The organism is Microcoleus sp. B4-D4 (assembly GCF_036705185.1).
Lineage (GTDB): Bacteria > Cyanobacteriota > Cyanobacteriia > Cyanobacteriales > Microcoleaceae > Microcoleus.
This window is the reverse complement of record NZ_JAUBTX010000019.1, coordinates 28018-44214: the sequence shown is the minus strand read 5'-3', so window position 1 is coordinate 44214 and position 16197 is coordinate 28018. Positions and strand designations below refer to the sequence as shown.

The 16197-nt window shown below is 46.9% G+C and carries 14 protein-coding genes; 4 read left to right on the top strand and 10 right to left on the bottom strand.

Annotation, left to right across the window (positions count from 1 at the left end):
* Positions 1 to 37: 37 nt before the first annotated feature.
* From QUB13_RS15935 to mtnA, 4 genes are all read right to left on the bottom strand, one after another.
* A complete protein-coding gene (locus QUB13_RS15935; RefSeq protein WP_333118681.1) occupies positions 38 to 184 on the bottom strand; it encodes a hypothetical protein in 147 nt (48 codons plus the stop codon).
* A 162-nt stretch (positions 185 to 346) separates the two neighbouring features.
* Positions 347 to 1189, bottom strand: coding sequence for a sulfurtransferase (locus QUB13_RS15930; protein WP_333382364.1), 843 nt, complete (start codon positions 1187 to 1189; stop codon positions 347 to 349).
* Positions 1190 to 1203: 14 nt separating this feature from the next.
* The gene (locus QUB13_RS15925) at positions 1204 to 1851 is read right to left on the bottom strand and encodes a type IV pilin-like G/H family protein (protein ID WP_333382362.1); all 648 of its coding nucleotides are present in this window, start codon (positions 1849 to 1851) and stop codon (positions 1204 to 1206) included.
* A 4-nt stretch (positions 1852 to 1855) separates the two neighbouring features.
* Positions 1856 to 2917: an S-methyl-5-thioribose-1-phosphate isomerase gene (gene mtnA, locus QUB13_RS15920; protein ID WP_333382360.1), complete on the bottom strand. Its 1062-nt coding sequence runs from the start codon at positions 2915 to 2917 to the stop codon at positions 1856 to 1858.
* 38 nt (positions 2918 to 2955) lie between these two features.
* Here mtnA and QUB13_RS15915 point away from each other — a divergent pair, with 38 nt between their 5' ends.
* Positions 2956 to 3099 carry a hypothetical protein gene (locus QUB13_RS15915; protein WP_333382358.1) on the top strand — a complete coding sequence of 48 codons (144 nt, stop codon included), beginning with the start codon at positions 2956 to 2958 and terminating at the stop codon, positions 3097 to 3099.
* Positions 3100 to 3445: 346 nt separating this feature from the next.
* Positions 3446 to 8302: a DUF4347 domain-containing protein gene (locus QUB13_RS15910; protein WP_333382356.1), complete on the top strand. Its 4857-nt coding sequence runs from the start codon at positions 3446 to 3448 to the stop codon at positions 8300 to 8302.
* A gap of 139 nt (positions 8303 to 8441) precedes the next feature.
* Here the strand turns inward: QUB13_RS15910 and QUB13_RS15905 are convergent, their stop codons facing one another.
* The 6 genes from QUB13_RS15905 to QUB13_RS15880 all read right to left on the bottom strand — a co-directional run bounded on the left by QUB13_RS15905 (position 8442) and on the right by QUB13_RS15880 (position 15093).
* Complete coding sequence (locus tag QUB13_RS15905; RefSeq protein ID WP_333382354.1) at positions 8442 to 9029, bottom strand: TIGR04376 family protein; 588 nt, start codon at positions 9027 to 9029, stop codon at positions 8442 to 8444.
* 430 nt (positions 9030 to 9459) lie between these two features.
* Positions 9460 to 10689: a hypothetical protein gene (locus QUB13_RS15900; protein ID WP_333087259.1), complete on the bottom strand. Its 1230-nt coding sequence runs from the start codon at positions 10687 to 10689 to the stop codon at positions 9460 to 9462.
* A 446-nt stretch (positions 10690 to 11135) separates the two neighbouring features.
* The gene (locus tag QUB13_RS15895; RefSeq protein WP_333382352.1) at positions 11136 to 11693 is read right to left on the bottom strand and encodes a hypothetical protein; all 558 of its coding nucleotides are present in this window, start codon (positions 11691 to 11693) and stop codon (positions 11136 to 11138) included.
* Complete coding sequence (locus QUB13_RS15890; RefSeq protein WP_333382350.1) at positions 11680 to 12798, bottom strand: AAA family ATPase; 1119 nt, start codon at positions 12796 to 12798, stop codon at positions 11680 to 11682. The genes QUB13_RS15895 and QUB13_RS15890 overlap by 14 nt, the downstream gene beginning before the upstream one ends.
* A gap of 77 nt (positions 12799 to 12875) precedes the next feature.
* Positions 12876 to 14798, bottom strand: coding sequence for an ABC-F family ATP-binding cassette domain-containing protein (locus QUB13_RS15885; protein ID WP_333382347.1), 1923 nt, complete (start codon positions 14796 to 14798; stop codon positions 12876 to 12878).
* 145 nt (positions 14799 to 14943) lie between these two features.
* A complete protein-coding gene (locus tag QUB13_RS15880; protein WP_194009615.1) occupies positions 14944 to 15093 on the bottom strand; it encodes a hypothetical protein in 150 nt (49 codons plus the stop codon).
* Between the two features lie 4 nt (positions 15094 to 15097).
* Between QUB13_RS15880 and QUB13_RS15875 the strand changes: the two genes are divergently transcribed.
* A complete protein-coding gene (locus tag QUB13_RS15875; RefSeq protein WP_333382345.1) occupies positions 15098 to 15805 on the top strand; it encodes a hypothetical protein in 708 nt (235 codons plus the stop codon).
* 124 nt (positions 15806 to 15929) lie between these two features.
* The gene (locus tag QUB13_RS15870) at positions 15930 to 16184 is read left to right on the top strand and encodes a hypothetical protein (protein WP_333382344.1); all 255 of its coding nucleotides are present in this window, start codon (positions 15930 to 15932) and stop codon (positions 16182 to 16184) included.
* The last annotated feature ends 13 nt before the right edge of the window (positions 16185 to 16197 follow it).

Sequence of the window (16197 nt, the reverse complement as noted above, 5' to 3'; positions counted from 1 at the left end):
AAATTAGCCGGTTTTGTCACAGCGAAAATAGGGTAAGTCAGTTGTAGGGTGCAGGAGTTAGTTGAGAAACTCCAAGCTGACGCACCGGGATCATCTGGTGTTTTGCATTATATAGTGCGATCGTCCCCGCGAGCGTATTGTACAACTTGCGATCGCGATCGGGGGAGCATCTGTGTGCAAGCATTTATAGTGCGATCGTCCCCGCGAGCGGATTCTACTCGCTCGGAGGGACGATCGCACTATAATAAATAAAAAATGCTTGTTGTAAAACTGAGATGCTCCCTACCACTGAAATTCTAAAGTGCGTCAGCTATCGTTATTTCAACTATAAATTAAAAGCTCCAAACTAACGCGCCCTAGGTTTTTTTTCCAAAGGATAGCTATCCGCCGGCGCAGCCGACCATTCCCACATTGAACCTGCATAATTCTTAGCATTAAATCCCAAATTTGTCAAGACACAAGTTAACCATGCAGACCTAATTCCCCCAGTACAATAACTCACAATTTCAGTTGACTGCGAAACTCCTTTCTGCTGCAACATAGCGACAATTTCCTGGCGTTCCAGCAGTTTTCCCTGTTTGTCCATTAACTTTTTGTAGTAGAGATGCACCGCACCGGGAATGTGACCGCCCCTGGTTTCTCCGTAAGGCGTTTTACCTGCATATTCTCGCGGTTCCCTCGCATCAATCACTGCTAAATGATCGTTGCCTAAAATAGCTTTTAAATCATCCCGATTAATTTCCCAATTCGAGCGGCGAGATACAATAAAATCTCCTGGCTGCGATGGATGATTTGTGAGGTTTGTGCGATCGATTCCAGCTTTAACAAAAGCTCGATATCCTCCATCGACAAACACAGCTTTTTCGTGTCCCAAAGTTCGCAGCATCCAAACAATCCGCCCGTCTTCGCCCCAGCCTTTCGCGGAATCCGCAATGACAATGACTGGTTGGTCTTGACAAATTCCCAATGCTTGCAATTTTTCTGTTAAAACTGCATCATCTTCGAGAATTTTACCTTGCTGCGGAAAGTCGGAACAGGCAAATTGCTGCCAAGTTACGGGAATAGCTGGCGGCAGACGGCAAAACCACTTTAAAACAGGTTCGCGAGCATCAAGCAGAGTCGCTCCTCCTAACAGCAATTGCTTAGCAGTATCTGCGCTGAAAATCCAATTGCCTGCTAAATTATACATAAATTAAAGATAGTTTATTTAACAATCTTTGCTGTTTTAGCAGCGCAGTTTAAAACCCCATTGGTATTAGTGGGATTAGCTGGTTTAATCTTGCCAGGAGCTACATTTACACACAAAATTGTTTGCCTCTTATTGCCTACCAAAAAAACTCCTCCCACAAAACTTTTGAGATTAGCTTGATTCGACACTGCATAATTAAATACAGCTTTGTTCCCGGTATTAATTGAATATTTGTAGTTAGCTGTGTCATCTTTAATGCGACCTAGACCTAGATTGGCAACAGAACTTGTAAAACCCGTATTGTTTGCATAGTAGGCTTGCTGACCTTTATTCATCGCTGCCACATATTGTTTAGCTGCTGATTCCTGAGCTTTCAAGGTTGGCGACAATTGAGCCTGAGCGACTGTAGCAAAAACTACTGGCAAAGTTATAGCTGCGATCGCAACTTTCCTCTGCCGATTGCGACAGCTACGAATCCCGCTTGTAGCATTGCTGTAAATTTGAGTCGCACTAGGAAAACAGAACTGCTTTGTCCTAACAGTTGTTTGGCGTTCCTCTAAAAATTCTCCCTCAATCTTTCCCTGAAATTTATCGGCAAACCTACTTGACAAAAGCGGGATTATTTGCAACAACTTTGCGTGAATAGAGCGGGTGAGTAACATACAATTAAACTAATTGTTTTGCTTGAAACTGTTTCAATTTTCCAGGAGCAACCGTGCCGTGTTCCGTGATAATTCCTGAAATTAATTCGGCCGGAGTCACGTCAAAAGCGGGATTGTAAAATTCTACACCCTCTGGACAAATTCGCGTAGTTCCCACTTGATACATTTCCACAGCATCGCGTTCTTCAATGGGGATTTGGCTGCCGTCTGAAAGTTCAAAATCAATTGTTGATAAAGGTGCGGCGACAAAGAAGGGGACGTTGTGAGCTTTGGCAACAATTGCTAAACTGTAAGTACCAATTTTATTGGCTGCGTCGCCGTTAGCAGCGATTCTGTCTGCACCGACAACTACTGCGTGAATCATGCCGAGTTTCATGCAGTGGGCGGCCATATTGTCGGCTATTAATGTGACGGGAATTCCTTCTTGCACGCATTCCCAAGTTGTGAGTTTGGCACCTTGGAGACGGGGGCGAGTTTCGTCTGCAAATACTCTGCCAAGTCTGCCTTCTCGCCAAGCAGAACGAAATACACCTAATGCTGTTCCGTAGCCTGCTGTAGCTAAGGCACCGGCGTTGCAGTGAGTTAGTAAGTTCAATTTTTCGGGTGTTGCTGGCAGAACTTCTAAGCCTTTGTCGCCGATATCTTTGCAAGTTTGCAAGTCTTCGGCTTGAATGGTTTTGGCCATTTCTAACAAAGTTTTTTGGATTTGTTCGACGGAACCGCTAGTTTTTTCGGCTGTTTTGAGCATTCGGGATATTGCCCAAAACAAATTAACGGCTGTGGGACGAGTCGATCGCAATAATTCACCAACTTGTTCTAGTTTAGCGAGAAATTCGGTGCGATCGCCCGTTTCAATTTCCCTCGCGCCCAAATACATCCCGTAGGCTGCCGCTACCCCGATCGCCGGAGCACCTCGAACTATCATAGTTTTAATCGCCTCAGCCATATCTTGAGAGCGGCTAATTTCGACTACACCGTATTCTTTCGGGAGTCGGTTTTGGTCAATTAGCAGAACTCTGTCTTCTTTCCAAGTGACGGGGGAAACAGGGGAGTTTTGAGGGGTCATCTATTTCAATGATGTGAGGGACAAGTTTCTATGATGCCATGAAGGCGACTATTCCTCTATGTTATGAGGGACACGCTAAATTTGCCAAAATCCCAGCCCTGCGGTTTGAGATTCGATACGGGAGATTTGAGATTGAAGAATGGCTGGATACCTACCACTCTCTGGGTTGGGAATTTGCGTAGAGTTGAATTCTTTTTCACAAAAGTGTACTTAGTAAAAAACCGTACATTAAGTTGTGTAAATTATACTTGCGTTTTTTGAAAAATTTCCGTAATCGGGAACAAGCTAGCTGTACCTGGGGTCTGGTTTTTTTAAGTTGATAATGAAAAAGTGCGATCGACCAACTTTCGATCTCCAAAAAATTTACAAAAATCACAAAAACAGATAATTGTCAAGTTTTGCCTGTACAACTTTTATTGAGTTGAAGGCTGGTTTTGTGGTAGCGGTATTTGTGGTGGGAAGTTGGGGCGAGGCTCGCACGGAAGCAACAATTTGAAAACCTAGTTAGGTGCATGGGGAAAGGTAATTATGAAAAACCAACAAATAGTATTTGTAGATTCTGCCGTTGAAGATTGGCAGAGTCTGGCGGTAGGTGTGAAACCGGGGATAGAGGTAATTTTAGTCGATCGCACGCGGGACGGCATCGAACAAATTGCTGAAGCACTGCACAACCGCCAAGGTATAGAAAGCGTTCACATTATTTCTCACGGGGAATCGGGAAGTTTGCAGCTAGGGCAAACTATCCTGAATTCCGACAATTTAGAAACATATCGCGACTGTTTGAAACAGTGGTTTTCGTCATCTGTCAACTCAATTAAAAATCGATTTGAAATTCTGCTATACGGATGTAACGTAGCAGCGGGTGAAAAAGGAGCAGCTTTTGTACAACAACTGAGCAAGTTAACAAAAGCTAATATTGCTGCTTCGGCCGATGCTACCGGGAGCGCGCAAAAAGGTGGAAACTGGTTGCTTGAATACGCTACAGGAGCAATTAAGACGGGATTGGCGATCGAGCCAGAGGTAATGGCAAATTACGCCCACACCTTGGCGATATTCACTGTTAGGAATACCAACGATGCAGGGCCGGATTCGCTGCGACAAGCGATTACTGATGCGAATGCCACTGCCGCACCGCCGCCGCACAATATTAACTTTGCCATTCCCGGTGCAGGCGTTCTTCAGACGATCGCGCCCCTATCTATCCTGCCCAATATTAATGTTCCCACAATCATCGACGGCACTACCCAAACGGGGTTCGCCGGCACCCCGCTCATCGAAATCAATGGAGCTGGTGCAGGTGGTGTCAGCGGTTTTCGGGTCTTGGCCGGTGGCGGTGGCAGCACCTTGCGGGGATTGATAATTAACCGCTTCGGCAACACCGGCATCTCCCTCGAAAGCAACGGCAACACTGTAGCCGGTAACTACATCGGCGTCGATGCCACAGGTACCGCTGCCTCGCCCAACGCCTTATTTGGTGTCGCCGTTCAGAATGGTGGCAGCAATAATATTATCGGGGGGATTGCTGCGGGCGATCGCAACGTCATTTCTGGGAATACAGCCGATGGGGTCATCATCGTTGGCGGTACGGGGGGCAACCAAGTGCTGGGCAACTACGTCGGCACCAACGCCGCAGGCACCGCCGCTTTGCCCAACGCCAGCGGAGTTACCATCGTCGGCGTACCGAACAACACTATTAACGGGAATGTCATTTCCGGCAACACCAATAGTGGTACGGTCATTCTCAATCCCGGTGCCACGAACAACATTCTGACAGGCAACTTCATCGGCACTAATTTTGACGGCACCGCCCCTGTCCCGAACACTGCTTTCGGCGTAGCCATTCAGGGAGGCGCAACCAACAATACTGTTGGCGGGACAACCGCTGCCGCCCGCAACATTATTTCCGGCAACGGTAACGGTGTCGCCCTTGTTGATGCCGCCACTACCGACAACTCGTTTTTCGGTAACTTCATCGGCGTCGGGGCCGACGGTACCTCCCCCCTGCCGAATGTCACTGGGATATTAATTAACCTAGCAAACAATAATGCGATCGGCGGTACAGCACCAGACCAAGGAAATACGATCGCCAGCAACCTCGGTTCGGCAGTAAACATCCTCGCCGGCACCGGCAACAGCATCCAAAACAACTCCATCTTCGCCAACGCCGGCGTTGGCATCGACCTCGGCAACAACGGCCCCACCCCCAACGATGCGGGCGACGCCGACATCGGTGCCAACAACCTCCAAAACACCCCCGTACTCACTACCGCTACCGCCAGCGCAGGCAGCGCCACCGTCGCGGGAACCTTCAACAGCACGCCCAGTACCAATTTCACCCTGCAATTTTTCGCCAACAACCCCCCCGGCAACCAAGGTCAAACCTTCATCACTTCTGTCCCGATAACGACAGACGCGGCCGGCAACGCTGCTTTCAATCAAACTTTCGCAGCAGCAGTCACCCCAGGCCAATTAATCACCGCCACAGCAACAGACGCCGCCGGCAACACCTCGGAATTTTCCGCACAGTTTCCCGTTATCGTACCGCTGGGCAGCATCACCGGTATCAAATTTAACGACATTGACGGCAACCTCACTCAAGACCCCGGAGAACCTGGTGTTGCCGGAGTTACTGTTTTCCTCGACACGAACAATGACGGCATTCTCACCACGGGTGAAACTCAAGTTACTACCGGGGCTAACGGCAGCTTCACTTTCCCAAACTTGCCCGCAGGCACTTACAACGTCCGGGAAGTTGTACCGACTGGAAGTCAACAAACTACTCCCAACCCGCCCCCAGTTACTTTGGCAGCAGGACAAACTACTCCTGCTACAGTTAATTTCGGCAACCAAGCAATACCTACTCCGACTCCCCTGGGCAGCATCACCGGCATCAAATTCAACGACATCGACGGCGACACCATTCAAGGAGGCGGAGAACCTGGTGTCCCCGGAGTGACGATTTTCCTCGACACTAACAATGACGGCATTCTGGATGCAGGCGAAACTCCAGTTACTACCGGTGCTGACGGCAGCTTCACTTTCCCGAATTTGCCCGCAGGCACTTACAACGTCCGGGAAGTTGTACCGCCTGGAAGCCAACCGACTACTCCCAACCCGGTTGCGGTGACGCTGGCTGCCGGACAAACTACTCCCGCTGCGGTGAATTTCGGGAATCAAACGATACCTGCTGTACTAGGCAGCATCACCGGTATCAAATTTAACGACACCGACGGCAACGGCACGCAAACAGCCGGAGAACTCGGCGTTCCCGGAGTGAGGATTTTCCTCGACACTAACAATGACGGCATTCTCGATGCCGGTGAAACTCCAGTTACTACCGGTGCCGATGGCAGCTTCACTTTCCCGAATTTGCCCGCAGGCACTTACAACGTTCGGGAAGTTGTACCGGCTGGAAGTCAAACGACTACTGACAATCCGGTTACAGTGACGCTGCCAGCAGGTCAAACTACTCCTGCTACAGTGAATTTTGGCAACCAAGCGATACCTACTCCGACTCCGACTCCGACTCCGACTCCAACTCCGACTCCAACTCCGACTCCAACTCCAACTCCGCCTCCAACTCCGTCTCCAACTCCGATTTTGACTCCGACTCCCGTGCAGCAAGGCAGCATCAGCGGTATTAAATTCAACGATGCCAACGGCAACGGTACTCAGGATGCGGGGGAAACCGGTCTAGAAGGATGGCAAATTTTCCTTGATGCTGACGGGAACAACTCTTTAGATGCGGGCGAAACAGTTGTTACTACTGATACTTCTGGTAATTACAGCTTCACCAACCTCAACTCCAACACTCCTTACAACGTGCGGGAAGTGCAGCGGACTGGTTGGACGCAAACTACTGTTAATCCGGCGACGGTTAATCTGGGTAGCGGTGAAAGTCGCAGTGGAATTAACTTCGGCAATTTCCAAAATATTAGCATCTCCGGCAGCAAGTTTAATGACCTCAACAACAATGGGGTTTTGGATGCTCAAGAACCGTTATTGCCTAACTGGCAAGTCTTCCTTGACGTTAACGGCGACGATTCTTTAAATGGTGGAGAAGTTAACACTGCGACTGATAGTTTGGGCGGTTACAATTTTACTAACTTAGGCCCGGGAACTTATCGAGTTCGGGAAGTCAATCAACCGGGTTGGACGCAAACTACTGCCAATCCTGCTGATATTATTGCTGTCAGCGGTACGAATGTTAGCAATATTAACTTTGGCAACTTTTTCACCCAACCACCAACACCGCCTCCGCAAGCCGGACAAGATGCTGACTGTATTTGTGCGGAAATTGTTTTACCAAATATTGCCAGCGTGCGCGGCCCGAATTCTGTTAGCAATAGCTTCGACGGTACCAACGGCAGCGATACTATTCTCGGCAGCAGTAACGGTGATGAAATCAACGGTTTTGACGGATCTGATTTGTTGGCTGGATTGCGGGGAAATGACAATATTTATGGGGGGCTTAACAGCGATTTCCCTGTCGGCCCAAATATAGACAGCGACTTGCTGTTTGGCAACGAGGATAATGATTACATCAACGGCGTTGCTGGAGATGATTTAATCTTTGCGGGCGAAAACGACGATGTTGTTTACGGTGGCAAAGATAATGACATCATTTTCGGAGACAAGGGGAGTGATACTTTAATTGGCGATGAGGGCGAGGATACTATCTACGGGGGAACTCTTAACCCTTTGGACGGGGATTTGACCGGCAACGATTTGCTGTTTGGTTTAGCGGGCGATGATTTTCTCAGCGGGGAAGAAAATCAAGATACGATCGCAGGTGGTGACGGTAATGATACCGTGCGGGCAGGTAAGGGCGATGACGTAGTTCTGGGCGAATCGGGTAACAACCTGCTGTTTGGCGATGAAGGCAACGATACTATCTGCTGCGGCGACGGGGAAGATACTGTGTACGGAGATATTGGCAGCCCTCTTCCCATTGGTTCTGCTGGCGGACAAGACCAAATCTGCGGCGGTTTGGGTAACGATTTGCTGTTTGGCAATGAAGGTCAGGATACCGTCAATGGCGATGCTGGGAATGATACTCTTTACGGCGGCAAGGATGAGGATAGTTTGCTTGGCGGTGCTGGGGATGATTTCTTGTTTGGAGATGAGGGGAATGATACTCTGATTGGAGGTACTGGGAACGATCGATTTATGTTGGGTATTGACCTCGGCAGCGAGACTATTTTAGACTTTCAATACGGCCTCGATTCGATCGGCTTAATGGGTGGTCTGAATTTCTCGCAGTTGAGCATTTTTGCAGAGAATAGTTCTACTCTGATCCGAGTTACCGGTTCGGGTCAACTCTTAGCGACTCTGAGCAATGTGCCCGCAAGCCTGATTACTGCTACGGATTTTACTCTCCTGTAGCGCGATGCAAACCGATTAATTAGCATCACATATTGTAGGGACAATCGATGAATTGTCCCCACAATATATGATGATTCGATTAACAAACAGCCAACAGCCCACACTCAACAGTCATGTATGAGTGCAACCGGAATTGATATTACTTCCCTATATTGCGCTTCATGCGATCGAGTTCTTCCTGAGCTTCCCAGTGTTGAAACTTGTCTTCGAGAGGGTCTGCAGCATTAAAACTGTTATAATTATAACTCTGATTCCAACCCTTGGTATCCCAATTCTGCTCTGCTTTAGTAGTAGTTTGAGCGGCCGCGGCCACAGCCGCTTCCGCTGCTTTTGAGCGAACTTCTTTTCGCCGCAATTGAATTTGGCGGTACAGTTCTTTTGCTCTTTCAATTCGTTCTTTGCAGCCCTGCATTTGTCCCCAGCGCTGATTTCCCTGACGCAGCAAAGCCGCTTGTCGCTCTTGGGCTGCTTGAGCTAAATCAAGCCTTTGAGCTGCTTTAGCTTTGTTTGCTCGATCGTTCCAGCGTTGAATTTCTTGGGCGGCGGAGAGAATTTCTGCTTGCAGTGTTTTTTCTTGTTTCTGGATTTCGAGAATCAGCCGCAGAGTATCTTCTTCTTGTTCCTTGAGTTGTTCTTCTATTGCTTGCAATTCCAGATGGGGATTGCTGCGTAAAAATTCTTCTAATTTGGTCTCTAGAAAGCGGCTGAAATCGTCAAATAAGCCCATTTTTTTTATAATTCCTCAGTTATTGGTTATTGGTTATTGGTTATTCGTTATTCGTTATTGGTTATTCGTTATTGGTTATTGGTTATTGGTTATTGGTTATTCGTTATTGGTTATTCGTTATTGGTTATTCGTTATTGGTTATTAGTCATTAGTCATCAATCATTCGTTGTGGCTTATTATAGCTTTTCTTAAAAAGATGAGGTGCACTCCTATTCCCTGAATATCGGGACTTTAAAGCCTTATTACATACCTCACTTTTTTGAGAAAGCCTATATATAACTGTTTTCAACCTTTGTGAAGTACAGCCTCATAATTGCCAATTACCAATTACCGATTACCCAATTACCCATCACCAACCCGTAACAGATGACTAATGACTAATGACTAATGACCGATGACTGATGACTGATGACTGATGACTAATGACCTATTAGAACTTTTGACCGACAAAAACCGATCGCACATCTCCGCCCTTGCGAATCACTGCTTCTTGATTTTTGATTTCTGCCAGAGTCCAACCGCTAGCGCCGATGCTTTCGCCCACATAAATTCTGCGGGCTACGCCGTCTACTTCAAACAAAGCAGCAGATCGATCGCCCAACTCCAAAATTCCCACCAGCGTGTGCGCGGAAGTCGAGGCGCTGCTGACTGCTGGTGCCGATTCCCTCGCTGCTGGTGCCGGCGCAGATTGGCCTGCTGCTGGTGCCGGTTCGGTTTCGCGAGCCAAAATCTTCGGCTGGGGAGCCTCCGACTGGGCGGGGGCAGCGGCGACGGGACTTCGATTCCCGGCTGCTGCGATCGCCCTACCCGAGACTGAAGCAGCCGACGAGGGAGAACCTGCGACGGTTTGAGGAGCCTGAGTCACCGTCACCTGAGCTGGAGGAGCCGGAGCCACCGTCACCTGAGCGGGGGGAGGGATGACTACGACTTGGGGCGCGGGTGCTCCCGGCTGCGCGGCGACTTGTTCTAGGGCATCAGCGATGCGGTTGACTGCTGTGGAAAGACCTGCGGTTGGTGGCGGCGCGCCGGAAATTGCAATGCTCGGCAGCGTCCCTGGTGTGGCGGCTCCAGGAAGTCCGGCAAGTTGCGATTTGGACTGGGGTGCTTTGTTTTGTTCGATCGATACTAGCGAGCGCTGCGCGTATTCTACAAATTGCGTGTCTGGTGTTGTTTTCCCGCTTGCAGTTGGCGTTTCTGGTGCGGGGGCGACGGCGGCGGGCAAGCGTACCAGTCCAGACCTGCTGGCGAGCCACAATCCCATGACTAATAGCAGCGATCCAAATGCTGCTCCCAGCAGAATTTTGTCGAATGATTGTTTAGACTGCTGTTTTTTGGTTGTTTCTAGAGCGACTTGGCGGGCGAGCGCTTCTACGTCTTTTTCGCTAGCTTGCGGAGACTGGGGTGTCAACTGCGACAAAACTATTTGAGGTACCGAGATCGATTTGAGCGCCACGAATTCTGGTCGTGTCGGCTCGGCTGGCAGTCCACCGCTGCCGTCGCAGGCTCGATCGACTCCTTCAAACAGTTCGTCCATCAACCGATCGGCGTAGGACTCAACTGCCACTGCTTCGGCTGGAACTTTTTCGACTGTCGCCACTACGGCGATCGGATCTGACGTTGATTCCAAAGGCATCTGTTTGGCGATTACTTTTTGAGACATAGTTTTCTGTTTGCTCCCGCTCGACAACCCTGAGATTGTCTGGTTCAGACTTCTACAAGATACTTGTGATGTTGACCAATTCTTTGCTCAGAACAGGTCAATTGTAGCTTAACCTCACCATATTTTAGTGGTCAATCAATTTACTTTGCCCGATCGACTTGATGTTTTGCGTATTTTGGTTTTTTTTCGCCCCTGTTTTCTGCTGTCAGTCTTACTCGCTTACCCTGACTTTTAATGCACGTTCTACTGCTTTTGTCAACCCCACCCTCCGGGCATTCACAGTTTTTGACACAAAGCTTTACTTGAGGATCTCACAAAAAAAGCGGGTTTTTGCCGCTGTTTCCGCTTGCATTGCAGCGTTGAAAAGGATTTCAGACTTTTACCAGTTTTAAATTTGTTGGTCTGTTTGGTTAAAAATAATCACAAATTCCAAATTTTTTCATAACTCATGGCTCCACAAGTGGTAACAACCGCTGTAATTCCTCACAAGCTGCCTGAAGCGATCGTGGCGCATCTTCTGGTAAGCTCTGAGAATAACATCGATCGGCTAAATCCTCAACAGCGGTTTTGCAAACAGCCTCATTATTCTCAAATTTTGCATAAACAGTCTCCTCATTCACGGTTTCTCCCTGCAAATAGTGTATCCAAGTCTCAATATTGCGCTTAGCAACAAAAATCGCGATCGCTTCATTCGATCGCCTATTTTCCAGATCATTTTCATCAAGGACACTAGCTAACTGATTGAGTCTTGCTTCGAGCGTACCCGTATCTGCATCAATTAACACGACTAATCCAATCGACACCCGGTTTTTCTTCTGTCGATAAGCTTTCACTTCCACCGGATACTGACTGCGTACATATTGTTCTCCTGATTGGCTACCTTTCGGACAAATTTTAGCCCGAAATAGACCTGTAAAACCTCGTTTTTTTAGAAAATAACGCGCAAAAACCTCCTGCTGTCTGTCCTCGCAGAGAATGACAATCTGAACTTTACGCTGACTCATTCAACCATCCCCGTGCAATTAGTTCAGAAACTGGCAATCCAGAATTTTCAGCTACTTCACTGCTAATTCGTTTGACTCGAACAGCAGCATTGCTTTGACGCTCAAACCAATAGCCAATCGGTGAAGCCAAAAGGTAGTTAATTAACTCAGGATGGTGAGAAATTAGTAATGCTTGAAGTTTTCCTTCGCTACAAAGGTCATAAATCTCAATCAGCCAGGGTTGAATTTCTGGCAATGCTAAAAAATTTTCCGGTTCATCAATCCACAAGGTATAATCTTCAGATTTGCTGCCGTAAATCAGCGCGTATAAAGCCACTAATGTTTTTTGTCCGTCCGACAATTCTCTGAGACGATATTCAATTGGCTTGCTGTTATCTGTTTCTCGGGAAAACCGCAGCTTTAACACCAAATTATCTTCGCTTACTCGCTCAAACTTAAAACTTTTGAATCCATCCAAAACATCTCTTAAAATATTTCCAATCTCAGCAACTTTACCTTGGTCTTCAGATAAGTAGCGATACCAAGAAACAAAATTTTCCATCTTAGGAGTCAAACGCCTTTGTTCTTGGCTACTTTCATCAACCATCAAGCTGGGTACAACTTGCACGATGATAAATCGCGCCATCCGTTCTCTAAACCAAGTTAACTTCGTGTTGTCGTTTCTTGGCATTAATGAAGGCAGAATAGATTGCGACCAGTCAAACTGGTATTTCGGGCCCGGTGAATAATCATCTCGATAGAGTTGAACTTCGCCGAATTCAAATTGTAGTAAAGGCTGGTTATCAAAGAGCAGACTCTCGTACCTAACACGACATTTATCTCGATAGTCATCGATTTGTAATTGATATATGTAGCAGCCGCCATTACCGATAATTTCTAGCTCGAAACGCTGAATTTGTGAGATTTGCCAGCGGGTGCAGTCCGCTGGTTTGAAAATTCCTTCTACCTTACTGTCGCCGCTAACCAATGCTTGGATTTTCTGCAACACCTCAAAAACTGTTGATTTACCCGAGCCGTTAGCACCGAGAAATAGATTAATTGCATCAAAATGCAGTTCAAAGTTTACCAAACAGCGAAAATTGTTAATATATATTCGTTTCAGCATGGGCTTTTTTCACTTATAATTCCTCTAGCTCCTGTCATTGTTAACAGGAGCTGAACACAACACTCAGACAACTAAAATTAACTCACCAGTTCAGCCAATTCCAACCAGCGCTCCGTCGCCCGATCGATCTCTTGAGTCAATTTCGCCAAACGATCGGATAATTTCTTCACCTCAGCAAACCCGCTCGGAGCATTGTTAGACAAAATCTTCTCAATCTCTGCTTTCTCAGCTTCCAACTGCGGAATTTTAGTCTCTAACTGCTCGTATTCCCGCTTATCATTAAACGAAACTTTGGTAGATTTTGAAGTGACAGCTTTGGGTTTTGAGTTGTTAGATGCTGCGGTGCGTGCAAGTTTTTCTTTTTCTTTTTGTTCTTGCACTTCCTTGGCTTCTTCGGCTTTTTTATAGTCCAAATACACCGAGTAATTGCCGGGATACAAACGCAAATTGCCTCCTGGTTCCAAGGCGAAAACCATGTCAATTGTGCGATCGAGAAAATAGCGATCGTGCGAAACTACAATCACGCAGCCGTTAAAATCTTCGAGATAATCCTCCAAAACCGCCAAAGTCTGCACGTCCAGGTCGTTTGTCGGTTCGTCCAAAATCAGCACGTTTGGCGCACTCATCAGCACTTTCAACAGAAATAACCGGCGCTTTTCCCCGCCGGAAAGTTTGTTAATCGGTGCATACTGTTGGTTCGGCGGAAACAGAAACTTTTCCAACATTTGAGAAGCGGTAATGATTTCTCCATCGGCCGTTTCTACCAATTCCGCCACACTTTTCAAGTATTCAATAACTCGCTGGTCTTCATTCGGCGTCAAATCCTCTGAATGTTGGTCGAAATAACCGATATGAATGGTTGTGCCAATTTCGACAGTACCCGAATCCGGCTGAATGCGTCCGGTGATGATATCCATCAGCGTCGATTTTCCCGCACCGTTGCAGCCAATAATTCCAATCCGGTCTTCGGGAGTGAAATTGTAGGTAAAATCTTTAATTAAAGTGCGATCGTCGTAAGCTTTACTGATATTCAGTAACTCAATCACCTTCTTACCAATCCGGCGGCCCGCTGTCGCAATTTCGACTTTGCCGTTGGCTGTTTTGAATTCCTCTGCTCTCATGTCTTTAATGCGATCTATCCGGGCTTTTTGCTTGGTACTGCGCGCCTTCGGCCCTTTTTTGAGCCATTCTAACTCGCGCCGCAATACTCCCGAGAATTTGCGCTGAGTGCTGGCGGCGGATTCTTCAGCTAGGGCTTTTTTCTCCAAGTAATAAGCGTAATTTCCAGCATAATTGTAAAGGTCGCCGCGATCGATCTCCAGGATGCGATTGGTAACGCGATCGAGAAAATAGCGATCGTGCGTAATCAGCAGCAGTGCACCGCGATAGCCGTTCAAATAGTTCTGCAACCACTCGACAGACAGCGCATCCAAGTGGTTTGTCGGTTCATCCATCAGCAACACATCGGGTTCGGAAAGTAAAGCCGTTGCTAAAGCAATTCGCTTGCGGTAGCCGCCGGACAAATCAGAAATTTTCGCATCAAAATCCTCAATTCCCAGCTTAGTCAAAATCAATTTCGCCTTGGTTTCCAAATCCCACGCATCCACCTGATCAATGCGTTCGGACACCGCAGACAAACGCGCCATCAACTTGTCTGTATCGCCTTTTCCGTGGGACAATTGATCGGAAATTTCCTCGTATTCCTGCACTAAAGCCATTTGTTCGCCGCTGTCGGCAAATACTTGCTCTAAAACCGTATGATTTTCGTCTAAATCGGGCTGTTGCGGGAGATAGACAATTGTAGACCCTGGATTGACCCAGCGATCGCCAGAGTCGATCGACTCCATACCGGCAATCATTTTCAGCAGGGTGGATTTCCCGGAACCGTTGGTGCCGATGAGTCCGACTTTATCGCCTTCATCGAGGCTGAAACTGGCATCTGTCAAGAGTTCCTTGATGCCGAAGTCTTTTTTGATCGATCGCAGAGTAAAAATAGTCATGAGTATATAAGATCGTTTACCTAACTTAGTTTAGCGCTGATGGGGATTTAAGCTTACTTGTGGTAATATCGACTTCAACTTGAAGCAAGGGTTGAGCTAGAACAAATATTTCAGGCTCTTCAAGCAAAACTCTCTCAATAAACTATCAGGGAATAATAGGGCGCTGTACCGGATCGTAATTCCGCTGGGCCCATTGCAGTCGCTCAACGCGATCGCACGCACACCCATTTTTCCAATTCTCATCCCATCTTCGCCGCGCCTGTCTTTCGATCGATCGGAGAGTAAAAATAGTCATGGTTATGGATTTAGATGAAAGAAAGTTTGCCGTCAGGCAGTTTTACGAGCAGTTTTGGAAAGCGAACCCTGAAGTGACTTTATACGAGACAGTAGTTTGTAATAAATGCCCTGACGTTTGCCCGATTTATCAAAAAATTGCCAGTCTTAAATTGTTGGCAAAGTTTGTTAGTTCAGGTTTTGATTGTGTAGAAATCCAAAGAGCGCAGCAGAATATTCCTCAAGCTGTTTCTGATGCTTTCGAGCGTCACTTCTGGTATTCCCAGTGGACGCTTAGTGAATTATGTCTGGTAAAGATTCCGATCGCTGGACAAGACACAATTTTTTTGTTCGTTGCAGGCTTGTGTGATGATGGTTGGGAAAACAATACTAGCTTTATCGAAATTTTTTCCGAGCGAGGTGAGTTTATCGGCGCAACAGATTTGTTCTCCGATCGAGCAGTGAAATGGAGAGAAAAACAATTCACCAATCAGGACTATCAATACATTACAGGTGAGCCTCCGCCTCCTTGGTCTAGAGATATTTCTAACGATATATCATACGACGAACCTTTATCGCCTGAAGCAATCCTCGCAGAAAATTTGTCCTGCCTGTCATTAGAGATAGTTTACTATGATGAACCTTTCTGGTCAGAAGAAATGCTATGGCAATCTGCTGTAAAAATTGAGTATGAAGGGGCCGTTGTTCGTTATGTTCTTTATGAAACAAATTAATATAATACTGAGGTAATATTGTAATACACAAAGATTTAATTGATTGAAATAGCGACCGCCCGTGGGATTTAAAAACAAAAATCCTCTGCGGTAAAATTAGAAATAAAGCACGGATAATTCCCAGATGAACGATCGCTCCTCAGCAGATTTGATATTTGTCACAGAGTTACACCGCCAGCTTAATGACTTACTCAAGCAACTATCACCAGAACGATTACAAGTGCTTGCTGATTTTGCGGGTTACTTAGCAAATGCTGAAAGCGAAGCTGCAACTCAAGAACTTTTGGAAATTTCTGGATTGCTAGAGCGAGTTAAGCAAAATCAAGCAACCCCTAAAACTGATTGCACAAACTGGAAAAGTCTTCGCAATGTACTATAATATAGATACCAAC